General features: G+C 71.9%; 24 protein-coding genes. 12 read left to right on the top strand and 12 right to left on the bottom strand.

The window, feature by feature from the left end; all coding sequences use genetic code 11:
* Positions 1 to 35: 35 nt before the first annotated feature.
* Together ACWEO5_RS22690 and ACWEO5_RS22685 are read right to left on the bottom strand one after the other, a co-directional pair.
* The gene (locus ACWEO5_RS22690) at positions 36 to 533 is read right to left on the bottom strand and encodes a DoxX family protein (RefSeq protein WP_452164112.1); all 498 of its coding nucleotides are present in this window, start codon (positions 531 to 533) and stop codon (positions 36 to 38) included.
* A 46-nt stretch (positions 534 to 579) separates the two neighbouring features.
* Entirely contained in the window at positions 580 to 1,242 is a 663-nt protein-coding gene (locus ACWEO5_RS22685) for a hydrolase (protein ID WP_452164111.1), read from the bottom strand.
* A 471-nt stretch (positions 1,243 to 1,713) separates the two neighbouring features.
* On the opposite strand from ACWEO5_RS22685, the gene ACWEO5_RS22680 reads away from it, so the two are divergent.
* From ACWEO5_RS22680 to ACWEO5_RS22670, 3 genes are all read left to right on the top strand, one after another.
* The gene (locus ACWEO5_RS22680) at positions 1,714 to 2,757 is read left to right on the top strand and encodes an AraC-like ligand-binding domain-containing protein (protein WP_452164110.1); all 1,044 of its coding nucleotides are present in this window, start codon (positions 1,714 to 1,716) and stop codon (positions 2,755 to 2,757) included.
* A gap of 148 nt (positions 2,758 to 2,905) precedes the next feature.
* Positions 2,906 to 3,898: an alpha/beta hydrolase gene (locus tag ACWEO5_RS22675; RefSeq protein ID WP_452164109.1), complete on the top strand. Its 993-nt coding sequence runs from the start codon at positions 2,906 to 2,908 to the stop codon at positions 3,896 to 3,898.
* Positions 3,899 to 4,155: 257 nt separating this feature from the next.
* On the top strand, positions 4,156 to 6,414 hold the full coding sequence (locus ACWEO5_RS22670; RefSeq protein ID WP_452164108.1) for an ATP-binding protein: 2,259 nt from the start codon (positions 4,156 to 4,158) through the stop codon (positions 6,412 to 6,414).
* 408 nt (positions 6,415 to 6,822) lie between these two features.
* On the opposite strand, the gene ACWEO5_RS22665 is transcribed toward ACWEO5_RS22670, so the two are convergent.
* The gene (locus ACWEO5_RS22665) at positions 6,823 to 7,659 is read right to left on the bottom strand and encodes an alpha/beta fold hydrolase (protein ID WP_452164107.1); all 837 of its coding nucleotides are present in this window, start codon (positions 7,657 to 7,659) and stop codon (positions 6,823 to 6,825) included.
* Between the two features lie 416 nt (positions 7,660 to 8,075).
* On the opposite strand from ACWEO5_RS22665, the gene ACWEO5_RS22660 reads away from it, so the two are divergent.
* From ACWEO5_RS22660 to ACWEO5_RS22645, 4 genes are all read left to right on the top strand, one after another.
* The gene (locus tag ACWEO5_RS22660; protein ID WP_452164106.1) at positions 8,076 to 9,158 is read left to right on the top strand and encodes an LLM class flavin-dependent oxidoreductase; all 1,083 of its coding nucleotides are present in this window, start codon (positions 8,076 to 8,078) and stop codon (positions 9,156 to 9,158) included.
* 17 nt (positions 9,159 to 9,175) lie between these two features.
* Positions 9,176 to 9,805, top strand: coding sequence for a CE1759 family FMN reductase (locus ACWEO5_RS22655; protein ID WP_452164105.1), 630 nt, complete (start codon positions 9,176 to 9,178; stop codon positions 9,803 to 9,805).
* Positions 9,806 to 9,879: 74 nt separating this feature from the next.
* Positions 9,880 to 11,757, top strand: a complete 1,878-nt coding sequence (locus ACWEO5_RS22650) for an amidohydrolase (RefSeq protein ID WP_452164125.1) — start codon at positions 9,880 to 9,882, stop codon at positions 11,755 to 11,757.
* Between the two features lie 115 nt (positions 11,758 to 11,872).
* The gene (locus ACWEO5_RS22645; RefSeq protein WP_452164104.1) at positions 11,873 to 12,580 is read left to right on the top strand and encodes a YoaK family protein; all 708 of its coding nucleotides are present in this window, start codon (positions 11,873 to 11,875) and stop codon (positions 12,578 to 12,580) included.
* Positions 12,581 to 12,651: 71 nt separating this feature from the next.
* Here the strand turns inward: ACWEO5_RS22645 and ACWEO5_RS22640 are convergent, their stop codons facing one another.
* A complete protein-coding gene (locus ACWEO5_RS22640; protein WP_452164103.1) occupies positions 12,652 to 13,107 on the bottom strand; it encodes an SsgA family sporulation/cell division regulator in 456 nt (151 codons plus the stop codon).
* Positions 13,108 to 13,228: 121 nt separating this feature from the next.
* Here ACWEO5_RS22640 and ACWEO5_RS22635 point away from each other — a divergent pair, with 121 nt between their 5' ends.
* Positions 13,229 to 13,444, top strand: a complete 216-nt coding sequence (locus tag ACWEO5_RS22635; RefSeq protein ID WP_452164102.1) for a hypothetical protein — start codon at positions 13,229 to 13,231, stop codon at positions 13,442 to 13,444.
* A 560-nt stretch (positions 13,445 to 14,004) separates the two neighbouring features.
* Here ACWEO5_RS22635 and ACWEO5_RS22630 read toward each other — a convergent pair.
* From ACWEO5_RS22630 to ACWEO5_RS22605, 6 genes are all read right to left on the bottom strand, one after another.
* Positions 14,005 to 14,940, bottom strand: coding sequence for a hypothetical protein (locus tag ACWEO5_RS22630; protein ID WP_452164101.1), 936 nt, complete (start codon positions 14,938 to 14,940; stop codon positions 14,005 to 14,007).
* Between the two features lie 174 nt (positions 14,941 to 15,114).
* Positions 15,115 to 15,417, bottom strand: coding sequence for an XRE family transcriptional regulator (locus tag ACWEO5_RS22625; RefSeq protein ID WP_452164100.1), 303 nt, complete (start codon positions 15,415 to 15,417; stop codon positions 15,115 to 15,117).
* The gene (locus ACWEO5_RS22620) at positions 15,414 to 15,785 is read right to left on the bottom strand and encodes a type II toxin-antitoxin system RelE/ParE family toxin (RefSeq protein ID WP_452164099.1); all 372 of its coding nucleotides are present in this window, start codon (positions 15,783 to 15,785) and stop codon (positions 15,414 to 15,416) included. The genes ACWEO5_RS22625 and ACWEO5_RS22620 overlap by 4 nt, the downstream gene beginning before the upstream one ends.
* Before the next feature lie 95 nt (positions 15,786 to 15,880).
* Positions 15,881 to 16,795: a hypothetical protein gene (locus ACWEO5_RS22615; RefSeq protein WP_452164098.1), complete on the bottom strand. Its 915-nt coding sequence runs from the start codon at positions 16,793 to 16,795 to the stop codon at positions 15,881 to 15,883.
* Entirely contained in the window at positions 16,719 to 17,363 is a 645-nt protein-coding gene (locus tag ACWEO5_RS22610; RefSeq protein ID WP_452164097.1) for a hypothetical protein, read from the bottom strand. The genes ACWEO5_RS22615 and ACWEO5_RS22610 overlap by 77 nt, the downstream gene beginning before the upstream one ends.
* Positions 17,364 to 18,078: 715 nt before the next feature.
* On the bottom strand, positions 18,079 to 19,047 hold the full coding sequence (locus tag ACWEO5_RS22605; protein WP_452164096.1) for an alpha/beta hydrolase: 969 nt from the start codon (positions 19,045 to 19,047) through the stop codon (positions 18,079 to 18,081).
* 383 nt (positions 19,048 to 19,430) lie between these two features.
* Between ACWEO5_RS22605 and ACWEO5_RS22600 the strand changes: the two genes are divergently transcribed.
* Positions 19,431 to 19,856 (top strand): hypothetical protein, encoded by a 426-nt coding sequence (locus ACWEO5_RS22600; protein ID WP_452164095.1) that lies wholly within the window; start codon positions 19,431 to 19,433, stop codon positions 19,854 to 19,856.
* A 326-nt stretch (positions 19,857 to 20,182) separates the two neighbouring features.
* On the opposite strand, the gene ACWEO5_RS22595 is transcribed toward ACWEO5_RS22600, so the two are convergent.
* Complete coding sequence (locus ACWEO5_RS22595) at positions 20,183 to 20,308, bottom strand: hypothetical protein (protein WP_452164094.1); 126 nt, start codon at positions 20,306 to 20,308, stop codon at positions 20,183 to 20,185.
* A 1,286-nt stretch (positions 20,309 to 21,594) separates the two neighbouring features.
* Here ACWEO5_RS22595 and ACWEO5_RS22590 point away from each other — a divergent pair.
* Positions 21,595 to 22,575, top strand: coding sequence for a hypothetical protein (locus ACWEO5_RS22590; RefSeq protein ID WP_452164093.1), 981 nt, complete (start codon positions 21,595 to 21,597; stop codon positions 22,573 to 22,575).
* A 184-nt stretch (positions 22,576 to 22,759) separates the two neighbouring features.
* Here the strand turns inward: ACWEO5_RS22590 and ACWEO5_RS22585 are convergent, their stop codons facing one another.
* Entirely contained in the window at positions 22,760 to 23,326 is a 567-nt protein-coding gene (locus ACWEO5_RS22585; protein WP_452164092.1) for a hypothetical protein, read from the bottom strand.
* 538 nt (positions 23,327 to 23,864) lie between these two features.
* On the opposite strand from ACWEO5_RS22585, the gene ACWEO5_RS22580 reads away from it, so the two are divergent.
* Positions 23,865 to 24,245: a hypothetical protein gene (locus ACWEO5_RS22580; protein WP_452164091.1), complete on the top strand. Its 381-nt coding sequence runs from the start codon at positions 23,865 to 23,867 to the stop codon at positions 24,243 to 24,245.
* 649 nt (positions 24,246 to 24,894) lie between these two features.
* A complete protein-coding gene (locus ACWEO5_RS22575; protein WP_452164090.1) occupies positions 24,895 to 25,428 on the top strand; it encodes a hypothetical protein in 534 nt (177 codons plus the stop codon).
* The last annotated feature ends 674 nt before the right edge of the window (positions 25,429 to 26,102 follow it).

The raw sequence follows: 26,102 nt of genomic DNA, 5'->3' as shown, positions 1-26,102 counted from the left end.
CGCGCGGATGGGGGGACGGAGTGGGGCGGCCCCGGTTATTCGGCCGCGGACGCCGCGCGGTGGAGCAGGAGCCTGGTGAGCAGACCTGCGCCCGTCCCGACGACGAGGGCGACGGCGAGCCACCAGGCCGACTGCGACGGCAGGCCGAGCAGTCTGTCGGCGGACCACTTCCCCGGTCCGGTGGCGGCGAGCGCCGCGGCCGTGGTGATGAGGAACAGCGGGTACTCGTACCCGTCGTTCTGCACCCACAGGCCGTGGCGCCACTTGACGGTGAGCGCCACCGTCATGACGCCGATGGCACCGGTGGCGGCGAGCGGGGTCAGCAGACCGGCGGCCAGCAGCAGGCCGGAGCCGATCTGTCCGCCGCCGGCGGCCAGGGCGGTGAGCGAGCCGCCGCGGAACCCGTCCTCGCGGAATTCGCGGGTGCCGCCCTCCAGCCCGGCGCCGCCCAGGTGGTGACTGACCTTCTGGACGCCGTGTCCGACGATCAGCAGTCCGCACACCAGCCGCAGGACGAGCAGGCCGAGGTTCACCGGTCGCTCCGCCGTGCTGCGGTGCGGTACGCGTTCTCGGACATCGTCAGCCCGCCGCGTGCGCGCCGATGACGGCCTGGGCGTAGACGACGCCGAGGCCGTAGGCGCCGCCGTGTTCCTTGACGATGTCCATGACCGCGCCGTAGGTCTCCTGGCGGGCCCAGTCGCGCTGGAGTTCCAGCAGGACCTGCACCCAGGTCACCGGGACGGCGCCCGCGGCCACCATGCGCTGGAGGGCGTGTTCGTGGGCGGCGGGGCTGACGCCGCCGGAGGCGTCGGCGACGACGTAGACCTCGTAGCCCTGCCCGAGCGCCGAGAGGGCCGGCAGCACCAGGCAGACCTCGGTCCACAGACCGGCCAGGACGATCTTCCCGCGGCCGGTGGCCCTGACGGCCGCGACGAAGGCCGGGTCCTCCCAGGCGTTCATGGTGCTGCGGTCGATCACTTCCTGCTCGGGGAAGACGTCGGCCAGCTGCGGCAGGATCGGACCGGAGAAGGACTCGGCGGCGACGGTGCTGAGCACCACCGGGACGTCGAACGCCCGGGCGGTCTTCGCCAGGCCGACGGTGCTGTTGACGATGGAGGTGCGGTCGCCGCTGCCGGTGCCGAAGAACATCTGCGGCTGGTGGTCGACGAAGAGCACGACGGCGTTCTCCGGGGTGAGCAGGTCGGGGCTGGGGGCGGCCTTCACCTGGGTGAAGTCGATCATCGGGGTTCCTCTCGGACGGGGCGGACGCACCTGTGGGGCGTGCGGGGGGAGTGGGGCCGGGGGCGTTCGCTCGCGGAGGCCGGATCGCCCCGCGCATCGCCGGGGCGGTACCGGCGGGCCGGCGCCACGCCAACGAACTTAGTCCGCAGGCCCGTTGGGTTCTTTCCTCATCGCGCCCGGTGCTGTTCCGCCGCTGCACGGCGTCGGACCGGCGGATCCGCCGCTGCGAGTTCTGCCTGCTTTCCTGCCTGGAGTCCGGGGCGGGCGACTGTTTGGCTGTTCCGTGCGGGCGGGAGCCCGGGCCGCGCCGGAGCCGGAGCAGCCCGCCGACGCCCCACGGGACCACTGCCGGTTGGGCAGACCGCGCGGTCCCCGCCCGTGGCCGGCCGTCGCCGTCCCGGGTGAGCGGCGGCCCGTCCGGTGCCCGTCCGCGTGCAGCCCCGGAGTCACTTCCCATGAGCGGAGAGCAACTTGAGCCTGGTGTTGACGACCGCCTCGGTGCCGGACCGGGACAAGGTCGCGTACTGGAACGACGCGGTGAGCCGGACCCTGGTGCCGATGACCGTCTCCCCCCGGGAGGACGGGCCGTTCGACGGCCGGATCGCCACCGACCGCTTCGGCTACCTGCAGGTCTCCACCATGGAGGCCGACGCGAACCGGGTCAGTCGCACCCCGGCGCTGATCGCCCGCTCCGGCGAGGCCCTGATGGGGGTCGGTGTGCAACTGTCCGGCACGGCCACCTTCATCCAGGACGGTCGACGGGCCGAGGTCGACGAGGGCGACCTCGTGGTGTACGACACGTCCCGGCCGTACTCCTTCGACTACCCCCGGCGGTTCGCCACCCGCGTCTTCCAACTGCCCCGCCGCATGCTGGGCGTGCCGGACGACGACCTCCGCCAGGTGACGGGCAGTGCCATCGGCACCGGGGCAGGCTTCGGCGCGGTGCTGGGGCCGTTCCTTGCGGCCCTGGCCTCCGCTGCGGACGGCTGCTCGCCCGCCGTCACGGACCGGCTGGCCGGCAACGTCGTCGACCTGTTCGCCACCCTGGTCACCGAACGGACCCGTCCGGACGGCACGAACGGGGACACGGCCCGCAGCCACCTGCTGCTGCGCGTCCGCGACCACATCAACCGGAACCTGGGCGACCCCGAACTGTCGCCGGAGAGCATCGCCCGGGCGCACCTGATCTCCGTCCGGTACCTGCACCGGCTGTTCGAGGGCGAGGGCATCACCGTGGGCCGGTTCGTCCAGCAGCGCCGCCTGGAGGAGTGCGGCCGCGAGCTGGCCCGCCGCGGCAGATCGGCTCCGACGGTGTCCGCCGTCGCCCAGCGCTGGGGCTTCGTCAGCCCGGCCCACTTCAGTCGGGCGTTCCGGGCCGCCTTCGGCCTCTCCCCCCGCGAGTGGCGCGACCTGCGCACCGCGCAGGAGTGCGCCGGGCGGCCCCCGGCGCACGACTCCGCCCTTTCTCCGGCGCCGGGCGGGTGGGAGGCCGACCTCCCGCCCCGCAACGGGTAGGGTCCGCTCGGAGCCGCACGGGGCACCGCCCGCGCCCACGGATGCCTGCCCCGTCCCGTCCCGGGACGGAGTGCGCGTTCCGACGCCAGGCGCACCGGCGCCCTTCCTTCCACGCCACCCCCGCTCAGCCCTCTCGGCAGGAGACCGTGTGTCCGACTTCGTTCCCCCGTCCGTTCGGCACCCGGTGCTGGACGGCGCCAGCCGAGCGTTCGTGGCCCGGCACTCCTGTCTCCCGCTGGTGCCCGGCCCGGACCCGGAACGGGCCCGGCTCGCTCTGGCCCGCCTGCAGGACGGGGAGGGCGACCCGCTCGACCGGAACGCCACCTCCACGGAGTGGTACGCGGTGCCGGGGGGACCGACCGGCCACGTCAGGATCCAGGTGGTCAAGCCGGTCGACAGCCCCGGCGAGATCCCGGTGGTGCTGTTCCTGCACGGGCTCGGCTGGGCCCTGGGCGACGCCGCCACCCACGAGCGGGTGGTGCGCGAGTTCGCCCTCGGCACGGACGCGGCCGTGGTCTTCGTCGAGTACGAGCGGGCACCCGAAGCGCAGTACCCGGTCGCCGTCGAGCAGTGTTACGCGGTCGCGAAGTGGATCTGCGAACGCGGCGGCGAGATCGGCCTGGACGGGAGCCGGGTGGCCGCCGTGGGCGATTCGGCGGGCGGCGCCCTGGTGGCGGCGCTGACCCTGCTCGCCAAGGAGCGCGGCGGGGCGCGGTTCGTGCACCAGGTGCTGCTCTGCCCGGTCACGGACGCTGACTTCGACACCCCCTCGTACCGGGAGTTCGCCCAGGGCTACTTCCTCGACCGGGAGGCCATGCGCTGGTTCTGGGACCAGTACCTGCCTGACGTGCGGCGGCGCGACGAGGCCATCGCATCCCCGCTGCGGGCCTCCCCGGAGCAACTCGCCGGGCTCCCCCCGGCGCTGGTGGTCACCAGTGAGGCCGACGTGCTGCGCGACGAGGGCGAGGCGTACGCGGCGAAGCTCCGGGCGGCCGGCGTGGCGGTGGTCTCGGTGCGCTACCACGGGACGGTCCACGACTTCATGGTGCTCGATCCGCTGCGCGGCACCGACGCCGCCCGCGCGGCCCTCGTCCAGGTCCTCGACACCGTGCACGTCGCTCTGCACCGGTACCGCGGCTGAGCCGACGGCACGGTGCGGGTGCGTCGTCCCTCCTCCGGGCGGCGACTGACGGGACGTCGGGCCGGGTGCGCCCGTCGGTGGCCCGCGGTCCGGCCCGTGAGCTGGGTGAATGTCGCCCACACTCACCGTCTACGCTGTAGCTCCGCCCAGTGCGGCACGGGAGAACGTCGAGCAGAGGGCGGACGGGCGGCGGGACACGCCCTTCGCCCGCGCGGGGACCGCGTCGCGCGCCCCGTCGGTGAGAGCAGGGAGTACTTGTGTCCGAGGGAGAGCCGTTCGGCGCCGTGCTGCGCGGTCTGCGGCAGCGGCGCCGTCTGACGATCGAGGAGTTGGCCGAGGCGTCCGGGGTGAGCGTCCGGGCGATCGGCGACATGGAACGCGGCCGCAGCCGCGTTCCGCAGCGGCGCACGGTGGCGGCGCTGGCCGAAGGACTGGGGCTGACGGCCGCGGAGGGGGAGTCGCTGCTGGCCACCGTGCGGGCCACCCGTCCCACCCGTGCGACCGCGGTGACCGGAACGGCCGTGCCGCCGCGCTCGGTCGGGGACTTCACCGGACGCGGGACGGAACTGGCCAGGCTGCGCGAGGCCGCCGGGAAGGCGCGCCTCGGAGCCGGAACGTCGGTGGTGGTCGTCTCGGGCCCCCCGGGGTGCGGGAAGACCACACTGGCGGTCAAGGCGGCGGCGGACGTGGCCGGGGAGTTCCCCGACGGCCGCTTCATGGTCGACCTCCACGGAGTGGACGGCCCCGTCGACGCCGGCGAGGCGGTGCTGAAGCTGCTGAAGGCGCTGGGCGTGTCGGAGCGCCGCCTGGCCCAGGAGGACCCGCAGGGCCAGGCCGGACTGCTGCGCGCCCTGCTCAGCGAGCGCCGCTGCCTGGTGGTCCTGGACAACGCCCGCGACGAGGGACAGGTCCGTCCGCTGCTGCCCACGGGCGGCGCCGGCCTTGTTCTGGTCACCAGCCGCCGTCCACTGACCGGCCTGGAAGACGTCGACCGGCTCGCGCTCACCGAGATGACCCGCGACGACGCGGTCCACCTGCTGCGCCGGATCCTCGGTCCCGAGCGCGCCGACACCGAGCCCGAAGCCGTCGCCCGCGTCGCCGAACTCTGCGGGTACCTCCCCCTCGCCCTGCGCGTCGCCGCCAACTGGCTGACCGTCCGCACCGGTTGGAGCGTCGACCACCTCGCCCGCCGCCTCGCGGACGAGGAACGCCGCCTGGGAGCGCTCACCGCCGGCGACCTCCGGGTCGAAGCCGCCTTCGAACTCTCCTACCGTCAGCTCACCCCGCAGGCCGCCCGCGTGCTGCGCCTGCTCAGCCTCGTCCCGGCGCCCGACTTCACCGCCGCCTACGGCGCCGTCCTCACCGCCACCGGCCTCTTCGACGCCGAGGACGTCCTGGAGGAACTCGTCGAAGCCGGACTGCTCCAGGCCGCCTTCACCGGCCGCTACCAACTGCACGACCTGATACGGCTCTTCGCCCGCAACCGGACGGCCGACGAGGACCCGCCCGAGGAGCGCACCGCCGCAGAGGGCCGACTGCACACCTGGCTGCTCGACACCGTCACGGACGCCGGCCGCTGGTTCGAACCCGGCACCGGCGCGCCGCCGCAGGCCCGGGACCGGTCCCCGGACCCGCTGGACGGCCCCGAGCAGGCCCGCGGCTGGCTCGAAGCCGAGGCCCCCGCCTGGTTCGCCGCCCTGCGCGCAGCCGCCGCCCGCGGCGAGCACACCCGGGTCGTGCGGACGGTGGAGGCCCTGAGGCGGTTCGCCGACCTGTCCGCCTTCTGGGGGCACTGGGCGGAGGTCTACCGCCTGTCCAGCCTGGCCGCCGCCGCGCTCGACGACCCCCGCCTGCAGGCGTTCCACCTCAACCAGTACTCCTGGGCGCTCTCCTTCGAGCACCGCTACCGGGAAGCCGTCGAGCAGGCCGACGCGGCGCTGGAGTGCGCCCGCCGCGCCCAGGACGTCGCCCAGCAGGCCCGAGCGCTATACCACGCGTCCTGGCCGCACGGTCGGCTCGGCGAGACGCAGGAGCGCATCGACCGGCTCCGCGCCGCCGCCGACCTCTACGAGGCCGCCGGCGACCACGACGGCTGGGTCGAGGCCACGATGGGTTACCGGTCGTGCCTGCGCGAACTCGGCCGGGCCGAGGAGTCGATGGCCCTGCACGAGCGCATCATGGCGTTCCTGGACGCCCCCGACTGCCGGGTGACCGGATACGTCGCCGACATCCACCGTGCCCGGACGACCGGCGGACTCGGCCGCGACCACGCCGTCCTCGGGCAATGGCGGGAGGCGGCGGACCACCTGCGCAGCGCACTGCTCGCACTGCAACGGATCGGGGTCCCCGGGATGGAGGCCGAGACGCTGATCGAGCTGGGCAGGGCCCTGATCGAACTGGGGGAGGCCGAGGAGGCCCGTTCCTGCTTCCACCGCCTCCTCGCCTTCGGGGATGCGGTGGACGGCAACGACCTGACGATCGCACAGCGTCTGCTGGACTCGCTCCCCGCCCGGTGAGACCGGTCGCCGACGTGCCGCGCCCCGGCCGGAGCGGCCCCGCGGCGAGGAGGCTGCGCGCGAAGACCCGGTCGACCGCGCCGGGCGCCGTCCCGGTGTAGGGGCACACCGCGTACGGGTCCGACCTGGCGTAGCGCGGCGAGACGGGCACGGACACCGGCGTCTCGTCCGCCAGGACGACGCGTGCCGCCACCTCGCGGGTGAACGGGGTGGCGACTGCGTCGGGAAACCGCTGAGTCGTGTCGTCAACCCGTTCGGTACGTTCGTGGAGGAGGTGACAGCCTCTGCGAACGACCCCAGGGTCGCGGCCGAACGGGTTCTGCCGGGGAACGTACGGGGCGCTGCCCGAGGGGGAATCCCCGGCGTTGCGCGCCGGAACCGGCCGGGGCGCGCACCGCCGGGCGGGGTTCACTTCGCCAGGAAGGCGAGGAGGGCCGCGTTGACCTCCTCGGCGTGGGTCCACAGCAGGCCGTGCGGGGCGCCCTCGATCTCCACGTACTCGGCGGACGGGAGCGCGCGGTGGAACGGGCGGCCGGAGTTGTCGACGGGCAGGATGCGGTCACCGGTCCCGTGCAGGATCAGCGCGGGCACGTCGATGCGCGGGATGTCGGCGCGGAAGTCGGTGTACCAGGTCGACGGCGCGGCCGCGGCCGCGTAGGAGCCGCCGCTCGCCGCGGTGTTCCAGCTGTTGCGGACGGCCTCCTCGCTGATCCGGGTGCCGAGGTTCTCGTCCAGGTTGTAGAAGTCCTGGTAGAAGGCGGTGTAGTAGGCGTAGCGGTCGGCCTTCACGGCATCGACGATCCCGTCGAAGAACTCCTGCGGGGCGGCGCCCTCGGGGTTGTCGTCGGTCTTGAGCAGGCAGGGCTCCAGAGATGCCAGGAAGGCGACCTTGGCGACCCGCTCCGAGCCGTAGGCGGACACGTAGCGGGCGACCTCGCCGGTGCCCATCGAGAAGCCGACCAGCACGGCGTCCCGCACGTCCAGGTTCTCCAGGACGGTGTTGAGGTCCGCGGCGAAGGTGTCGTAGTCGTAGCCGGTGGTCGGCTGCGACGACTGGCCGAAGCCGCGGCGGTCGTAGGTGATCACCCGGTAGCCGGCGTCCAGCAGAGCGGCGCTCTGCTTCTCCCAGGAGCGCCCGTCCAGCGGGAACCCGTGGATCAGGACGACCGGCTGGCCGGAGCCGTGGTCCTCGTAGTAGAGGTCGATCGGAGCGGTGTTCTCCTGGCCAACGGTGATGAACGGCACGGGATTTGTTCCTTCCGGACGGGGTGTGGCTGCTGTGGGTCACACGCTAGGTCCGTCCTCGGGCGGCCGATTGCCCCTGAGCGCACCCGGTGTCGTCCGACAGTGCCGGGCCGGATCCGACGGTCGCTCGACTCCGATCCCGTGCACGCACCGGCGGTGGGCAGTTCGTTGTCGGAACAGGTGGCGAACCGGGGCGTTCCCAGCCCGGTGCGCGGCGGCCGGAGGGTCCGCTCACCGGGTGCCCGGGACCGTTCCGACACTGCACCGGCGGACGCCGCCGCGTCTCCCGCCGGCCGCGGTGCGCTGAGGGGCAACGGGCGATGCGCTGCGGAGCGATTCCGTCGGTCGCGGCCTGCCTAGGTTTCGCCGGGACGGTCCGAGGCGGGCCCGGTCGACCAGCGGAAAGGCGGCACCCCTTGCAGTTCGGGATATTCAGCGTCGGAGACGTGACGGCGGACCCCACCACGGGACGGGCACCGTCCGAGCGCGAGCGGATCAAGGCGATGCTGGCCATCGCGCTCAAGGCCGAGGAGGTGGGACTCGACGTCTTCGCGATGGGCGAGCACCACAACCCCCCGTTCGTGCCGTCCTCGCCCACCACCATGCTCGGATGGATCGCCGCGAAGACCGAGCGGATCGTCCTCTCCACCGCGACCACCCTGATCACCACCAACGACCCGGTGAAGATCGCCGAGGACTACGCGATGCTGCAGCACGTCGCGGACGGCCGGGTCGACCTGATGCTCGGACGGGGGAACACCGGCCCGGTCTACCCGTGGTTCGGCCAGGACATCCGCCAGGGCATCCCGCTCGCACGGGAGAACTACGCGCTGCTGCACCGGTTGTGGCGCGAGGACGTGGTGGACTGGGAGGGCCGATTCCGCTCCCCGTTGCAGGCGTTCACCGCCACCCCGCGCCCGCTGGACGGCGTGCCGCCGTTCGTCTGGCACGGTTCGATCCGTTCCCCGGAGATCGCCGAGCAGGCCGCCTACTACGGCGACGGCTTCTTCCACAACAACATCTTCTGGCCGCAGGAGCACACCCGGCGGATGGTCGAGCTCTACCGCACCCGGTTCGCGCACCACGGGCACGGGACGCCGGAGCAGGCGATCGTCGGGCTCGGCGGGCAGGTCTTCATGCGCGCCAACTCCCAGGACGCGGTAAGGGAGTTCCGCCCGTACTTCGACAACGCGCCGGTCTACGGCCACGGCCCGTCGCTCGAGGACTTCACCGAGCAGACGCCGCTGACCGTGGGCAGCCCGCAGCAGGTCATCGAGCGCACGCTGGGTTTCCGCGAGGCGGTCGGCGACTACCAGCGCCAACTGTTCCTGATGGACCACGCCGGCCTGCCGCTCAAGACCGTGCTGGAGCAGCTCGACATCCTCGGCGAGCAGGTGGTGCCCGTGCTCCGCAAGGAGTTCGCCGCCCGCCGACCCGCGACCGTGCCCGCCGCGCCCACCCATGCCGCCCTGCGTGACCGCACCCCCGCCACCTTCTGAACACCGCGGAGCCCACCATGGAACCGATCACCCTGGCCGTGATCTCAGGCGGGCTGAGCCAGCCCTCCTCCACCCGCCTGCTGGCGGACCGCCTCACCGGGTCCACCACCGCCCACCTGGCCGACGCCGACCGCGAAGTACGGCTGCTCCTGCACGAGTTGCGTCCACTGGCGACCCCCATCTCGCACCACCTGGTCTCCGGCTTCCCGGCCCGCGCGCTGGCCGACGCGCTGGCCGAGGTGAGCACGGCCGACGCGCTGATCGCCGTGTCGCCGGTCTTCTCGGCCTCCTACAGCGGCCTGTTCAAATCGTTCTTCGACCTGCTCGACCCCGGTGCCCTGGCCGGCAAGCCGGTGCTGATCGGCGCGACGGGAGGCACCGCGCGCCACTCCCTGGCGCTGGACCACGCGATGCGCCCGCTCTTCGCCTACCAGCGCGCCCTGGTTGCCCCGACCGCCGTCTTCGCGGCCTCCGAGGACTGGGGCGGGACGGGCGACGCGCTCACCGACACCCTGCCGGTGCGGATCGACCGGGCCGGCGCGGAGCTCGCGGCGCTGACCCTCGCGACCACGGCCGGTCCCCGCCCCGACGGCGGCGGCCGGGCGCTGCCCGCCGCACCGCCGTCCGCCGCGCACAGCCTGCACTGACCGCGCCCACCTCCCGCTGACCGCGCCGACCCCCCCCCGCACACCACCGAACCGAGGGAACCGACTTGCCCACCATGCCCGTCGCCGGCCTCCGCCCCGGCACCCCGGACCAGCCCGCCGACCTGATCATCCGCAACGCCAGGGTGCACACCAACGACCCGGGCCGCCCGCAGGCCACCGCACTGGCCGTCCGGAACGGACTGATCCAGGCGGTCGGCGACGACGCGGACGTGGTCCCGCTGGTCGGCCCCGGTACCCGGGTGGTCGACGCGCTCGGCCGCCGGGCCGTCCCCGGGCTCAACGACGCGCACCTGCACGTCATCCGCGGCGGCCTCAACTACGTCATGGAGCTGCGCTGGGACGGCATCCCGACGCTGCGCCAGGCGCTGGCCATGCTCAAGGTCCAGGCGGAACGCACCCCGCCCGGCCAGTGGGTGCGGGTGGTCGGCGGCTGGTCCGCCGACCAGTTCGCCGAGCGCCGACTGCCCACCCTGGAGGAGCTCAACGCCGCGGCGCCCGACACCCCCGTGTTCGTGCTGCACCTCTACCAGTCGGCGCTGCTCAACCGGGCCGCGCTGCGCGTCGCCGGATTCGCCCGGGACACCCAGGACCCGCTCGGCGGCCAGATCGTGCGCGGTCACGACGGCGAACCGACCGGCCTGCTGATCGCCGCCCCGGGCGCCCTGCTGCTCTACTCCACCCTGGCCAAGGCGCCGGTGCTGGACGAGGCCGACAAGGCCGCGTCCACCCGGCACTTCCTGCGCGAGCTGAACCGCTTCGGCCTCACCTCCGCCATCGACGCCGCCGGCGGCTTCCAGAGCTTCCCCGAGAACTACGGCACCGTCATGGACCTCGCCCGCCGGGGCGAGTTGACGCTGCGGATCGCCTACCACCTCTTCCCGCAGACCGCGGGGCAGGAACTGGACGACCTCAACCGCTGGGTCAGCACCGTGCGCCCCGGCGACGGCGACGCCTGGCTGCGCCTCAACGGCGCGGGGGAGAACCTCACCTGGGCCGCCGCCGACTTCGAGAACTTCGCCCAGCCCCGGCCGCAACTCGGCTCGTACGAGAGCGAGTTCGAGAAGGCCGTCCGCCTGCTGGTGGAGAACGGCTGGGGCTTCCGCCTGCACGCCACCTACGACGAGACGATCCGCCGCGACCTCGCCGTCTTCGAGAAGCTCGCCGCCGAGGGCCTCTTCCCGCACGGCAACCGCTGGCTCTTCGACCACGCGGAGACGGTGAGCCCGGACAGCCTCGACCGGATCGCCGCACTGGGCGGCGCGGTCTCCGTGCAGAACCGCCTGTCCTTCCAGGGCGAGGCGTTCGTCTCGCGCTACGGCGCCCCGGCCGCCGCCGAGGCGCCGCCGCTGCGCGCGATGCTGAACCGCGGCCTCACCGTCGCGGCGGGCACCGACGCCACCCGGGTCTCCTCCTACAACCCCTGGGTCGCGCTGCACTGGCTGGTCTCCGGCCGCGCGGTCAGCGGTCGGCGCCTGGCGGCCGACCACAACCGGCTCGGCCGCGCGGAGGCCCTGGAGCTCTACACCCTGGGCGGCGCCCGGCTCACCGGCGAGGAGGACGTCAAGGGTCGTCTGATCGTGGGCAGTTACGCGGACGTCGCCGTGCTCAGCGCGGACTTCTTCAGCGTGCCCGAGGCCGACATCCCGCACATCGAGTCGGTGCTCACCGTGGTGGGCGGCCGGATCGTGCACGCCGCCCAGGAGCACCAGGGGCTGGCCCCCGACCTGCCCGCGGTGACGCCGACATGGAGCCCGGTCACCCGCTTCGGCGGCTACCACGCCACCCCGCCGCCCAGTCTGGGCGGCGTCCGTCAGGCCGAAGGCGTGCTGGGCGCCGTGGCGGCCTCCGAGGAGCAGCGCGCCTGGCGCACCGCCCGCGGCCTCGCCGTGCCCGGTGGGCCCTCGACGCCCCTGGACCCCTGCTTCTTCTGACATCCCGACAACACGTGGAGGGGAGCCTCCGGACCGAGGCAGCTCCCCTCCACGTCGTTCCCCGACCGCCGGTGATTCCCGACCGCCGGCGGTCCCGAATCCACGAGGAGACGTCGTGACCACCTCCGCAGGCGATCCCCACCCTGCCGCCCGGCCGCAGCTGCCCGGCGCACAGGTCCGTGACCGCCATCCGCTGGCGCTGGCCCTGTTCGGCCTCACCGCGGTCAGCGGCCTGATCGACGCGGTGAGCTATCTCGGCCTCGGCCACGTCTTCACCGCCAACATGACCGGCAACGTCGTCGTCATCGCCTTCGCGCTGGCCGGGGCGCCCGGCTTCTCCGTCCCGGGCTCGCTGACCTCGCTGGCCGCCTTCCTCCTCGGTGCGGTCCTGGCCGGCCGACTCGCGGCCCGGCACACCCCTGCCCGGCGGGGCCGGTGGCTGCGCACGGCGGTCGTCCTGGAGGTCGTGCTGTACGGCGCGGCCGCCGCCGTGGTCGCCGCCCGGGGGGCGGACGGGCCCGCGCAGTACGGCGTGATCGCGCTGGTCGCGGTGGCGATGGGCATTCGCAACGGCACCGTGCGGGGCCTCGGCGTGCCGGACCTCACCACCACCGTGCTCACCCTCACCCTGACCGGCCTGGCGGCCGACTCCCGTCCGGCTGGCGGCACCGCGCCCCGCCAGCGCCGACGGATCCTCGCCGTCGCCGCGATGCTGGCCGGTGCCGTACCGGGCGCGGTCCTGGTGCTGCACGGGCAGCTCGCCTGGGCCCTGGTGGCCAGCGCGGTCCTGGCCGGTGTCACCGTACTGCTCTACCGCGAGTGAGCGGCTCGGGCCCCGGCAGCGCGGCGCCCCGTCATCACCTCGGCGATGGCGGGGGCGCCGCGGTGTCGGCATCAGGTCGTCAGGCCGCGCAGTTCGGCGTTCCAGTCGATCGCGTCGCCCTCCGAGCCCGGGGCGACGAGCGCGAAGCACTCCTGGCGCAGCCAGCGGCGCACCTTCCGGACCGGGAGGTCCAGCAGGATGGACCCGTCGCCGCCCTGGAGCATGATGCGCAGGTGCGGGCGGCCGTGGCAGGGGCAGGGCGGCCAGATGCGGACGTCGCCGAGGCCGACGGGCTTCTGGAGCCCTTCCCACAGGAGGTCGCGGGCGAACAGCCAAGTGCCCGCCTCGGCGGCGGGGCCGAGGAACTCGAGTGCCACGGCGAACGGGTCGTCGGCGCGGTAGCCGAACCGGACCGGGATGTCGAGGGACTGGTCCTCGCCCAGGACTATCCGGGCGTCGCAGCGCATCTCGGTGCTGGCGGCGGCCGGGCTGGGCTGCGGGCTGGAGACGGAGCGGTGGGCGGACAACTGGTCCTCCTGGATGGGGGCCGGGGTGCGGGCCGGGCCGTCGGGCCCGCGCGGTGCCCGAACGGGAGCGGATGATCGCTGCTCAGCGTAGGAACCGGGTGGCGGCGGAGCCGTCCCCGCCGTGCACGACCCTGTGCCGATCCGCGCACCGCACCGAGGCCACCGCCTCGCCGCCTGCGGCTACGTCCACCGCATCCGCTACGAGAGTGAACGCGACGGCCGCCGACCGCTGATCATCGGCACCCAGAAGCCCGACCGGACCGACCGGAACGACCTGCGCACCCTCATTCTCACTCCGCAGGGCTTTGCCCCAGCCTCCCACCCCGAGCCGAACTGACTGCCCAGTACCGCACCGAAGCCGAGCAGCGCCGCGCGGCCGCGTGGCAACAGCGGATCCTGGCCGAGCACCAGCAGCAGGAAGCGCTCCAGCAGCAGCGGGCAGAGCTCCGCCGGCACCAGGAGCAGGTCCGGGCCGAGCTGGAGGCCGCCCAGCAGCGGAAGCCCACGCCCGCCGTACCACCTGGCCGACCGCTTCCTGGGACGACGAGGAGTGGGGCGGCCCGGTCTCCATCCACCCGGACGGATCCGTACTCGCCCTACGGGCCTTCTCCGCCTGACACCGACCTCGAACGCGCTCGGAAAGCTCTCAACGTCTGCTGTCCCGGTTCGGCCGCCGGTTAGTGCGCTGCACGGCCGTCCACTTGCCGGGGCAGCTTGCCGGCCCCCGCCCCGACACTGGCGCAGGACTGCTCCGGTTCCTGACCCGTACCGGTCTGGGGCAGCCTGAGGATCAGGCCACTCGGAGCCAGGCCGGTCGCTCGCCGGCACGGTTCTCGTGGCTCTCCGGTCGGTGAGCCGTCGTTCCCGTTGACCTAGGTGTTCGCGGCGCCTCGGCCGTCAACGACCTGTGCTGCGTTCGGCCAGCGGGCGGCTGTCCTCTACGAACACCTTCAGCGACCCTTGGTGCTCCTCGGCGCGGGCCGTGGCCTGCCCACCCATTTTCCGCACCTGCAGCACCGTGCGATCGAAGTAGTCCTGGGAGGTGGAGTTCAGGTCGGACAGCGGTAGATCCCCGTAGGAGGCCGTGAGGGCGTCGCCTTCGGCGTGCAGCGTGACGTCGAACGACTTCTCCTGTGTCAGGCTCGCCAGCGCCGTACGGCTGCCGGGCAGCCAGGGCGTCCAGTGGCCGATGAACGGGAGGATCAGGTCGGGGCGGACTCCTCGGGCGTAGCCGACCGTCAACGCCTGGAGCCTGTCCCAGCGCGGCATCAGCAGGCGCAGCCCGCCAGCCCAGTACGCGACTTGCCGTGCATCGGTGATGACGGGAGCGCCGCCGTCCTCCTGGACCGGGCCGGACTCCGGGTCGAATTCGCCGTGTTCGACTTCGTACAGCTTGATGAAGGCGTGGCAGGCGACGGGGAACGGGGACAGGGCCGCCAGGCTGCGCAGGGCTCCTCCGAGGGAGACGAGGTGCCTGTCGTACATGTACGCCATGTGCCGCTCGTGGTCGGTGCCGCCGTAGCCGGGCGGAGCCGCGATGCTGATGGCATCCGGGTTGTAGGTGTTGTCCGGGCGGGGAACGACTTGGACGACCACGGGAAGGACTTCGTCGTCGTCCTTCCGTCCGCGGCCGGTCCTCGCAGGGGCGTCGCTCTCGTGCCGGGACAGCTGGTCCTGGGCGAAGGAACGGAACGTCTCGCGCGGTTTGCTCTCACGCCACAGCCCCACGCCGATGGCGAACGTGGGGTCTCCCGCCGGGATCATCGTGATCCGGGCCTCTGGATCGGACGCGATGGAGCCTGCTGCGACGTCCGCTCGTTGCCCTTTGCTCATCGTCTGGTGTTCCTGAAGATCGCTCTGTCGCTTGACGGCCGCCCCGAGGGAGTCGCCCTCAGGGCATGGTGGGATTCCGCTCGGGTAGCCGGGCCGCAGCCTGGCTACCAGCGCTCCTCGGGCGAGGACTGCCGCCGACGTGCGGGTGGAGGAGGCGTGGGTGTGTCGAGCGTGTCAGCTGATGGTCAGGGTGCGGTCGCCGAAGTCGGCGACGATGCGGAGCTGGCCGCCGAGGGCTTCGACGTAGGCGCGGATCGTTGAGAGTGCTGCGGTGTCGAGCGCCCCGCTTTCGAGCCTGGAGACGTTGGGCTGGGTGATGCCGATGATCTCGGCGACCTCTGCTTGGGTGAGGTCCTGCTCGCGGCGGATCTCGGCGAGGCGGTAGGCCCGTACCTCGGCGTCGAGCTTCTCCCGGTGTGCGGTCACGCGCTGCGGGTCGGTGACGACGTTCGGTCGTACGTCTTTCCAGGACTTCATGGCTTGCCCTCCTCGATGGCTTTCAGATGCCTGCTGAACCGTTCATCGGCGATGGGGACATTGATCTCGTACCACTGCCGCCATGCTCCGGCCTTGTCCCCGGCGACCAGGACGATGGCCTGGCGCTCGGGGTCGAAGGCGAACAGGATCCTGATCTCACCGGGCCCGGTGGTCCGCGGGCGCAGTTCCTTCATGTTGTGGTGCTTGGAGCTGTGGATGCGGTCTACCAGCGGTCGGCCGAGGGTCGGGCCGTCCTGCTCCAGCTTGTCGATGGCGGCCACGACTTCGTCGGCGGTCTGCGGGTGGTGCTGTGCGAGGTCCAGGAGCCATTCCTCGACCTCGCCCTCCAGTGAGACTTCCCATGCCACGCCGACAGTATGCGCTTCAGCGAATATGCGCTGCAAGTTATTCCGAAGCGCGGGCGGAGGAGCCGTCGGTAGGAATGCCCGGCCGGCGACGGGATTCAGCTGCTGGCTCCTGCGAGGCGCTGCGCAGCATGGCCGGGGTCGAGGTCCCATTGGAGGGCCAAGGTGATCAGGCCGTCCAGCTGCAGGAAGTCGTCTGTCGGCTGGCGTGTGCCGCCTTGGGCGATGGAAGCCGCCAGGTTCGGCGCTCCCGTCTCTCGGCAGTTGGCGCCCTCGGCGTTCTCGCTTCCCACCCGACGCGCGAGGGCGGCGAGAAAGTCCGCGATCTCACCGACGACCAGATCCCCGGGCCGTAGCGCCATGATGGCGCGGTGCGCCTGCTGGAACTGCCCCCTCGCATGGTCGGCGACGTCCTGATGCCGGGGGTCGGCATCCCGCAGGGTCGCCAGGTATGCCAGCCCCGAGAGACACTGCAGCGCCTGGTGGCCTTCGATCAACGCATCGGTGAGCGGGGTCGGGTGTGCTTCGGGAAGTGTCGTCTCCCAGGTGTCGAAGAGACCGGTACCCGGCCAGAGCGTGCTCTGGAGCTGACGTGCCAGGAGCCTGACCGGTTTGCCATCGATCAGAGGAACGAGGAGGACGGGCCTGCGGTAGCCCTCAGACCCGGGATCGTCGTGGAGCAGCGTGCTCAGCTGCTCCGCCACTGCCAGCCACTGGGTGAGGTCGCTGAGTTCCGCACCCACCGCCAGCTCGACGGCCGGCCATTCTGCGGTATCGGCGTCGAAGGCAGGCCGGGTGTAAAGGTGGACGACGAGCCCCAGGTCCTTGGCCTCTGTCTGGATCTTCGCTGGGACAGCGCTGGCCCGTGCGTTGGCAGTCCTGCGGGCGAGGTCTGCTGTGCGGACGAGAGCCTGCGCGGAGGGCCCTGATCGCGCCTCAGTCATGAGCGGCTTGGGCCCGAGCGTTCCCCAGGCGAGCTCCGCGAGAACGGCGGACAGGTCGGTGAGGATCACTGCCAGCTCGTCGAGGACACCCCGGCGGCTCCTGGCCGATGAGGTGCCAGCGTTCCTCGTCCCGTACACGCGAGGGCAGGCATCGTAGATAGCCTCCTACGTGGCTTGCGAGCGCCCGATAGTTCTGAGCATGGGGAAGCCGTTGCGTGAGGTTGTTGGCAATCCCGTCGACGGGATGTTGCAGGTGGTCGACCCCGCCGCCAGGAATAGTGTCACCGACCGGCAGTGTGGACAGGAACGCGTTGTCGGTAGGAAGCGTCAACGAGTCGGCCCAGTCCTGCAGCGTACGGAGCTCAGCGACCTCTTGTGGTCGACCGCGGCCGAGGCACCAGATACGGGTCAGGTTCGTCAGGTAGCGGTGCAGTACGGGGAGCATGGCGACCGCGGCGGCTGCCCGCGCGGTCCAGTCGGTGGTGCCGGCCGCTGCCGCACCAATCAGGGCCTGTGTGCGGATCCAGGCCACCCGGCCGGACGAGCGGTCGTATCGGCGCTGCAGGTGGCTGATTCCGCTCGTGAACTCACCGAAGGTCAGGGGAATCCCGCCAGGCAGGAGGTTCTGGACGTCCACGCTCTCGCACCGCGGGAGGCAACGCAGCAGCATCCGGCCGAAGGCCCTGACGTTGAGGACGTCTCCTAGCGATTCAGCGGGCGAAGCTGCGAGTAGCCGACCGAGCGGCGAGCCGGATGCTGCTGCCGGCCAACCAGCCAGGTCTATTTCTGTTCCTGCGAGCACAGTCAGCACCCTCCCGGTCCCCGTGGCGCCGACGGCCACCGCCCTGCGGACGGGTCGGCACCGGCGGCACCACCCGCTGAAACAACTCCCACAACTCATCCGGCACCAGGCGCTCCACGATCGTCACGTGAATAGCCTACAAGCCCAAATGAGATGAATTCTTATTCGTGCCCGGAGCGATTTTGGGCTCGCTCGCGCCACTCGGGATGGTGCCCGGAATACCTGAATTGCGGACCAGTGCGGGGGCGATGCCCCCGAACCCCCCTCGGACCCCCTTTCCACCCACGTCCACCGCCGTCCGGCCGTGCCCACGCGCAGGCCCGGACGTCACTCCCTGTCAGGTGTGGTTCGGGAACTCGTGGTCGGGCCCGGATTATTTGGCTGCCCGGTTGTCGCCGCTGCGTGGTGGTGGGGTAAGGCTCAGGAGGGTAGTAGCCACGCCGGGGCGAGTTCAGGTATCGGTTGAGGTGGTCGGTGGAGCTGCGGGTGATCGGCGTGCGCCCGCTGTCCGTCGCCGGGGCGGTCGGACAGCGGGCGGAGTGATGGCGGGTCAGCCGTGCAGGGCCTTCTTCAGGGCGTCGACCGCCAGGTGGCGGGCGACGTTGGCGGCGCGGGTGTCGCGCAGGCTGTCCAGCAGCAGGAAGTCGTGGACCATGCCCGCGACCCGGACGGCGGTGACGTCGACCCCGGCTTCGCGGAGCTTGTTGGCGTACTGCTCGCCCTCGTCGCGCAGCACGTCGGCCTCGTCGGTGATGACCAGGGTGGTCGGCAGGCCGCGCAGGTCCTCCAGCGGGGTCTGCAGCGGGGAGGCGTGCGGCTCCTTGCGCTGGTCCGGGTCGGAGTACTGGTCCCAGAACCAGATCATGCCGTCGCGGGTGAGGTAGTAGCCCTCCGCGAACTGCCGGTAGGACGGGGTCTCGAAGTCGGCGTTGGCGACCGGGTACAGCAGCACCTGGGCCTTGAGGTCCAGGCCGCCGCGCTCCTTGTTCATGTTGGCGAAGACCGCGGACATGCAGCCGCCGACCGATTCGCCGGTGACGGCGACGCGGGAGGCGTCCAGGCCGTGCTCGGCGCCGTGCTCCTTGAGCCAGAGGCCGACCGCGTAGTTCTGCTCGACCTGGGTCGGGTACTTCGCCTCCGGCGCCCGGTCGTAGACCGGGAAGACCCCGGCGGCGCCCGCGCCGACCGCCAGTTCGCGGAAGAGCCGGTCGTGGGTCTTGTCGTCGCCGAACACCCAGCCCGCGCCGTGGATGTAGAAGACCACGGGCAGCGGGCCGGTGGCGCCCTTGGGCTTGATGATGCGGGTGCGGACCTGGCCCCACTCGCCCGCGTCGACGGTCACCCACTCCTCGTCCACGGCCGGGCGCTCGACGCCCTCGCCGCTCTGCAGGCCGAGCAGGATGTCCCGGCCTTCGGGCGGCGGCACCTCGTAGATCCGCGGGTGCGGGTCGGTGGCCTCCGCCAACTCTTTCGCGGCGGGTTCGAGGTAGGGGGTGATCGGCGGGGGAAGCTGCGTCATGTCCACTCCATCGAGAGCGGTGGCGGGCGCGAGCGGGCGCCCGGACCCGGTGAGGCCGGGCCAAGGAACAAAATAGGATAATCACGGTATTTCGCCTCCCGGTGCGTCCAGATGGGGGGACAGCCTGGGCCGAACGAATCAGCGCGAGGCGCATGGACCGGCACGCCGATCGGACGCATGTTGACAAGGGCGCCCGGAGGCCGGGGCCCCGCACCGTCCCACCGACCCGTACGCACCCCGCAGAGTCGAAGGAGAACTGCCGTGATGTCATTCCGCGCTTCCGGCCGCCGCCGCACGGGCGGCCTCGCCTTGGTTGCTGTCGCCCTGGCCCCCGCCCCCTCCTGCTCGGCGCGGTACCCGGCTCCGCGACCGCGGACGCCGCGGTGTGCACCCTGGGGTCGATCACGACCACCTACACCCCGGGGGTGCACAACCAGCCCGCCCCCTCCCAGGTCGACGTCCAGGGGAACCTGGGCATCTGCGTGAGCACCGACCCGGGTGCCGGTACCGGCACCTACACCGAGCACGCCACCGTCACCCTCTCCCGCACCGACCTCTTGGCCCAGGGCACCGGGACGCGCACCTTCACCTGGCAGGACGGCGCCACCAGCCTCTTCGCGTTCCAACGCATCGTCAACAACGTGAACGGGACGCTCGTCAACACCTTCCAAGGCACCATCACCGCAGGCAAGTTCCAAGGCCACACCGCCACCCAGGCCATCACCATCCCCGGCACCTCCCTGACCGCCTGCTCCTCGCCCGAGGGCCTCACCTCCGCCACGGGAACGGGCATCCCCACCATCGTGTGACCCCCCGCCCGCCCAACCTCTCCGACAGGCCCGGGCAACGCCAGCAGCCCCTGCCCACAGGCGTGTTCGCAAAGCCGTGCCCATGCGGCGACCGGCAGCCCGTCCGCAGGGTGCGGGACGGGCATCAAGCAGCACGGCGCCCCGGTGGCAGACGCCTTCCCGGGGTGATCCGGCCCGGCGCGGACCACCGGCCTCGCCGGGCCGGATCACCCGCCTGCTTTGTCAGCGGCTGCCCGGCTGCGACTGGCTGACCACCGCCGTCACAAACGCGATCCGGGTGACTGCACGTCGGATCTGTCCCTGCGGCCCGCGGCGGGGTGTGTGGATCAGAGGCCGACGGCGGTGATGGTGCGGGTCCACCGGGCGTTCACCAACTGGATGACCTGGAGCGTCAGATTGAGCTTGATCTGCACCAGGGCTGTCGGGGAGGCCGCCCCCACTGCGACGAGCATGCTTGCGGTTGCTTCGTCCGCGGCCCGGCCGCCTGCGTCGAGGTAGGGGGGGCGCCCCCAGCCTCATCACCCACTTGCCGAAGGCGTTGGCGGCCGAGATGATCCCCGGGGTCATCTGCTGGGACAGGGCGTTCGTGCAGCCGGTTGCCCCGTTGAGTGCCGCCGTGGCCTGGTCGGCCGCCTGGATGTATGCCTGGGCAGCAGCGGTGAAGTCGGCGGCCGTGGTGCCGGCGTTCATCAGGGCCGTGGCTTGATCCGCGCTGCTGCGGTAGGCCTGGCCGATCGAGTCACAGGTGGCCGCCAGGGCCCGGGGCCGCTCCTGAGCGGTCGCCGCAGCGGCCGGCGCGCCCGCGGCGGCGACCGCTCCCATGGCCAGGGCAGCGGCGAGTGCCGCACCGATCGGAGCCTTTCGCATCGTGGACATGATGGTCTTCATCGACTGCACCTCGTTCTCCGTTGAATCGGGTGGACTGCGTGCACCGGCATCGCCGCTTCAGGAAGAGGCTGGCCGCACCCGCGCCATGGTCATCAGTGCGCGCACGCAACAGGTTCGTCCAAATGCGGACGGTGGGCATGCCGTAACGGCCGGCCAGGTAACGGCGCAACCGCCGGACCGGCCGAAGGGCCAAGGCGGCCGACAGGAGACGCTCTTGCGCAACGGGGACTGTGTGATCGGCCCAGGGATGCAGGTACCACGCGGTACGGCCCGGCCTCCGCGCAACTATCGGAAACAGCGTGGGTGAACCGATTGCGGAGCGGATTCACCCGGCTCGATAGTGGCTTGTTGAAAATCAAGGTTCCCCCCGCCTGATTCATCGCATGCGGTAGTTCGGCGGACTTCCGGTGAGGATCGCGGTTGAATCTTCCCGCCCGCCTCAATCACTTTCCGTTCCCATGCCGATATATTCTGCTCTGCGGGCACGGCCGGTCGGTCTCAGACCCGCGTCCGTATTTCCCGTCCCGGCGCACAGCCGCGCCGCCCGTCCGCTCCCGGTGCGACGGTCAAGGCTGCTGGGGCCTCTCCGTGGACGTTCTTCGTGAGGGCTCACGCCCCGCGAGGCCGACCAGCGAGGCCGATTCCCTTACGCGAAAACGATCAACGCCGACAGCACGGCCGCCCCGACTGCAGGGCAACTGCGGTCGGACGGAACGGAGATGGCATGACCAACCGCTCGACAACCCGTCGCCTGCTTGCCTCGGCGTGTGCGCTGATGGTGGCCCTGACCGCAACCGCAACCGCAACCGCAACCGCGGTCGACAAGGTCGCCGACGGTACCCCGCAGTGGGTGCTGGAGAACGAGGTGACTTTCCGCTCCCAGGACCCCGGCAGGTTCGAGGCCCCGGCAGTGGCCGAGTTCTACCCCGAGGGACTCTCCGGCGGCCACCGGGGCTCGATCGACATGTACGACCCCCTCAACCGGCGTGACGGTCTGTTCCAAACCCCCGACAACGAGCCCCTGGACACCCCCGGTTACCAGGCACCGGACTACGACCAGCCCCAGGTCGAAACCACCGGCACCGAACGCCGGGCCGTCCGCCTGGACGGCGGCAGCGGACGGGTCTGGACCCTCGGCGACGAGGACACGTCCGGCACCCACCTCTGGTCCACCGACCAGGCCAAGCAGAACAAGGCGGTTTTGGGTGTGACGGCGCCCGGGGGCGCCACCGCACTGGCCGTGGACCCGACCCACCACGTCCTGGTGGCCGGGGGCGACGACTTCCTGGTGTTCCTCGGATACGACGGCACCGCACGGCAGTTGGCGCGGGTGAGCGCACCGGGCAGCGGCGCCATGGCGGTCGACCCGCAGGCCGGCCGGGTCTTCGTCGCGGACGACTCCGCCGAACCCGCGCGCCTGCGCGTCTTCGACACCACCACCGGCGCCGAGCAGCCCGCCCTGCCGCTGCCCGGCGACGTCGGTGACGTGTGGTCGATCCGCTGGGATGCGGCGAGCGGCGACGTCCTCGTCCCGACAGACGGCCGCCTGCTCGCCGTCCACGCGGCCGACGCCGGCATCCGCTCGGTCGCCCTGGGCCCGAACGTCAGCGCCGTGGACATCGACCAGGCCAGCCACCGCGCCTTCGTCGGAACCTTCGACGACACCCTCTACCAGGTCGACCTCACGACCCTCGCCCTGGAGCAGCAGTACCACCTGCCCCACGAGTCCGCACACGTCTTCGTCAACCAGGGCACGCACGACGTGTGGACCGTCGGTGCCTTCACCTCCGGCGACAACGGCGGTGTCGTGGGCCTGGTCAAAAAGCCCTGACCCGCGCGTCCACAGAGCCCGGTCGCGCGCTCCCGGCACGACCAGGCCGCGTAGCACGACGGGGCCTGAACCGCCCCGCTGGAGGCCGGCCCGGCCGCTACCGCAGTCCTGCCGACTACAAGAGCGTTTGGCGGCCTGACCGCCACACCGGGGGCGTCCGTCAGTGCGGAGCAAGTCCAGGCCTCTACACGGGCAGAACGGTGATGTTGGCCGGGCCGGAGATGTCGGTGAGGCCGGCCGGGGTCAGGCACGCGGTCAGCGCGGTCGTCGGTAGGACGAACTCAAGCACGACCCCGCGGCCGGTGAGGTCACCGGTGGTGATGGTTCCCGTCACGGCCACGACGTTCTCTCCCAGTGGGCGCAGCGGGAGGGCCAGGGCGGTGAAGTTCGAGACGTCGGTGACATGACCGGACGAGTTGCGCCACGTCACGACGCCGGATGCGGGGAACGGCAGGTTGACGCTGCACGAGAGGCTGCCGGTACCGAGGGCCGAGTAGGAGCCACTCACATGATCGGCGTCTCCTCCGACGCACGTGCCGAGAGGGCCGCCGGACGCCAGGGTGACGGTGCTCGGCAGCAGGTGGAGGCCGGGGGTGAACGTCGACGACACGCTGCCTGCGCAGTCGATGAGTGTCGGGTCGGCTTGGGCCGTCGCCGTGCCCACGGTCCAGGCCGACAGTGTGAGGGCAAGGCAAACCAGCCCGGAGGACAGCTGCCTACGAGCCTTGTTCGAGCGGATGCGTGTGTGCACGCCGAACTCCTCTTCTTCCAGTGGACGAGCAGGACCGGTGCCGGGAAATTCCGTGGCGGACGGCCGTTTCGACGTTTTGGGTCCTTGCATCGTCCTGTCCGCAAGGTCGCTGCACAAGCCCGCCTGTGCGCAGGAGTGAGCCGAGAGGCGAATGGGGCCGATGAGATCACTATTTGGCTTGTTCTTTAAATTCTGATGCCATTGGTCAGGTGCGGCTTTCGTGTCCGGCGTGGGAGTGAAGGGCATCGATTCCTGTGTCGAGTCATTGCTCGAAGGCATGGTTGCCCATGGCCCACGGCGATCGTTTCTGGCGAACCTGCTCGCGCTACTGATGCCTCTCGAAGCGCAAGATGAAAATCGATGCACGATCGGTGCTAGATGCACTGCACTCGAAGTAGCTGAGAGTTTGCTTAAAGTTACCCAGTGGAGTCGGTGTGCAGTTCCGGTCGGGTTCCCGAGGCCCGCCCGGAACGGGCGTCGGCTCTGCTCCCCGCTGTCGTTCGTCCTGGACGGCACCCCTTGGCAAAGGAGTACCCATATGTTCCGCAACGCTCTGCCCGTCCTCGCCGCCGGTATCCTGACCGCGGCCACCGCCCTGGGCGCCGCCGCGCCCGCCTCCGCCGACGCCCGGCCGCAGGACGCCGGCCACCGCGGCCTGGTGTGGACCTACCAGGCGGACCAGCACATCATCCAGATCCACGATAAGACGCTGTTCGCTGCCGAATTGTGCGCCGGACCGAACGTCTCCACCCTCTGCACCCGAGTCGTCCTCCAGTGCGCGAACCAGACTCGCGACGTCAACGTGGCCTGGATGAACCTCGTCGACAAGAAGGGCAACCCCAAGTGCCCGCGCGGCGCCCGGACCGCCGGATCCGACCTCGACACCGCCATGCGGGCCGTCGCCGCCTACTGGGTCTGAACACGCGCCGCCCCGGTATTCCCGCCCACCGGCGGCGGGAAGGAACAGCACCTGCGCAGCCTTGGCCGCCTCGCGCGGCCTGCCCGCTTCCCTACCTGCACAAGGCCGCTGCCGCCAGCAGCGCGGGCCTGAACGTGCTCCCGCCCGGGCCCGGCCGGGCACCACGGGGCGGATACGGCGGCGATCCCGCTGCCGCCAGCCGACGAAGATGAGAGCGACCGGCCCGGACCAGGTGCTCGGCAGCCTGGCCGTCGGCCGGCCCCAGGCGTCAACCACCTCCCTGCGCAACTCCGTCCCTCCCGTCAGGTGCCGCCACCTGCCGCAGCCTGAACAGAGGCAGAGAAGGGACGTCGGATTCGCCTGATCGCCGCATTGGTCCTTTGGACTGCGCAAACGCGGCGACGACCGCTGGGAGGGGGAGTGCTCAATCGTAGCGGTGCCGGTGCGGCGCGCCCCTGCGCGCCCGTTCGCACCGCCTCGTCCACCCGATGCACCCCTCCCGTCCCGCGCACACCGCCGCCCCTTGTGCCGGGGTCGCCGTCCCGCGAACGTTGGCGGCGCGCCCGCTGAACAGCAGGGCCGACACCGCACCCCCGCCCAGGCACCCGGTCCAGCACACCCCACCGGCCCAGAGAATCGGAGAATCCCCGTGCACCGCACCGCACCGCGCCGCCGCGCCGCAGCCGCCCTCGGCACCGCGGCCCTGGCCTGCGCCCTGCTCACCGGCCCCGCCCACGCCGCGCCCCTGGACGCCACCTGCACCGGCACCGACACCACCACCTACACCCCCGGCCTGACCAACACCCCCCAGAGCGTGACCGTCTCCGGCACGATCCACCTGACCTGCCTCTCGCTCTCCCACCCCGCCATCACCGCCGGCACCATCAGCGGCGGCGGCACCGCACCGAACCTGACCTGCGCCGTCCTGGAGCAGCCGTCCTCAGGCTCCTCCACCGTCGCCTGGAACGACGGCACCCACAGCGCCTACACCTACAGCACCGCCTTGGGCCCCGGAGCCGCCGGCACCCAGCTCCTCACCCTCACCGGCACCGTCACCTCCGGCACCTTCAACGGCGACAGCCTGGTCATCACCGTCGTCTTCGCCAACGCCGACCTCACCGCCTGCGACAGCCCCGGCGGCCTCACCAGCCGCACCGGCCCCGCCACCCTCCTCGCCACCTGACCCGACAGCCAAGGCCCACCCAGCGCACCCGCACACCGCCCCCGGCTCCCGGGAAGCAACGGACCGGGCAATAAGCAGCCGAGACCGCCTACCACCGGCACACGGGCGACCTGCCCGGAAGTTACCGCGGCGCCCGCAGTGGCCTCCGGCTCCAGGCACCCGGCCCCGTCCACCGCTGGCACTGCCCACCGCGCTGCCCCGCGGCGGCTTGCCGGGATCGCCTGCCAGGCCCCGCGAAGCCCTACTCTCGCCTACCGTGAACTCCTTCTCCTCCATGGCTGATGCGGGCTGCGGGCAGGGGCGGCCTGGTGCCGCTATCCCCGTCCGCGGCGGGGACCCAGAGGCGCGAGAGGGTCGGTCAACAAGCTCCTGGGAGCAGGCTGTTGACCCGGCCCACCGCCACCACACCACGGCAGAGGGCTGCCACCGTATGGTGGCGGGCCCCTCGCCGCTTGCTGTCCGGCGCCACCAGCCCAGTACCGGGCCTCGTACTCGTCGCGCCAGGCATCCCGCGCTCGCTCGTCAGGATCCCGCCCGGTGAAAGACCGCGGCTGCCGAGATCCACGCGCTGACCACCCGCGCCAACGGCTGACCTGCCGTCACACCTCAGGTCTGTTCGCCGGGAACCGGCCTGCGCCTGGATGAGGATGGGGCCCCGCCGCGGCGGGGCCCCA

It is taken from the genome of Kitasatospora sp. NPDC004272, from assembly GCF_053603035.1.
Note: the sequence above shows the minus strand (reverse complement) of the source record. Positions and strands in the feature narration are given on the sequence as shown.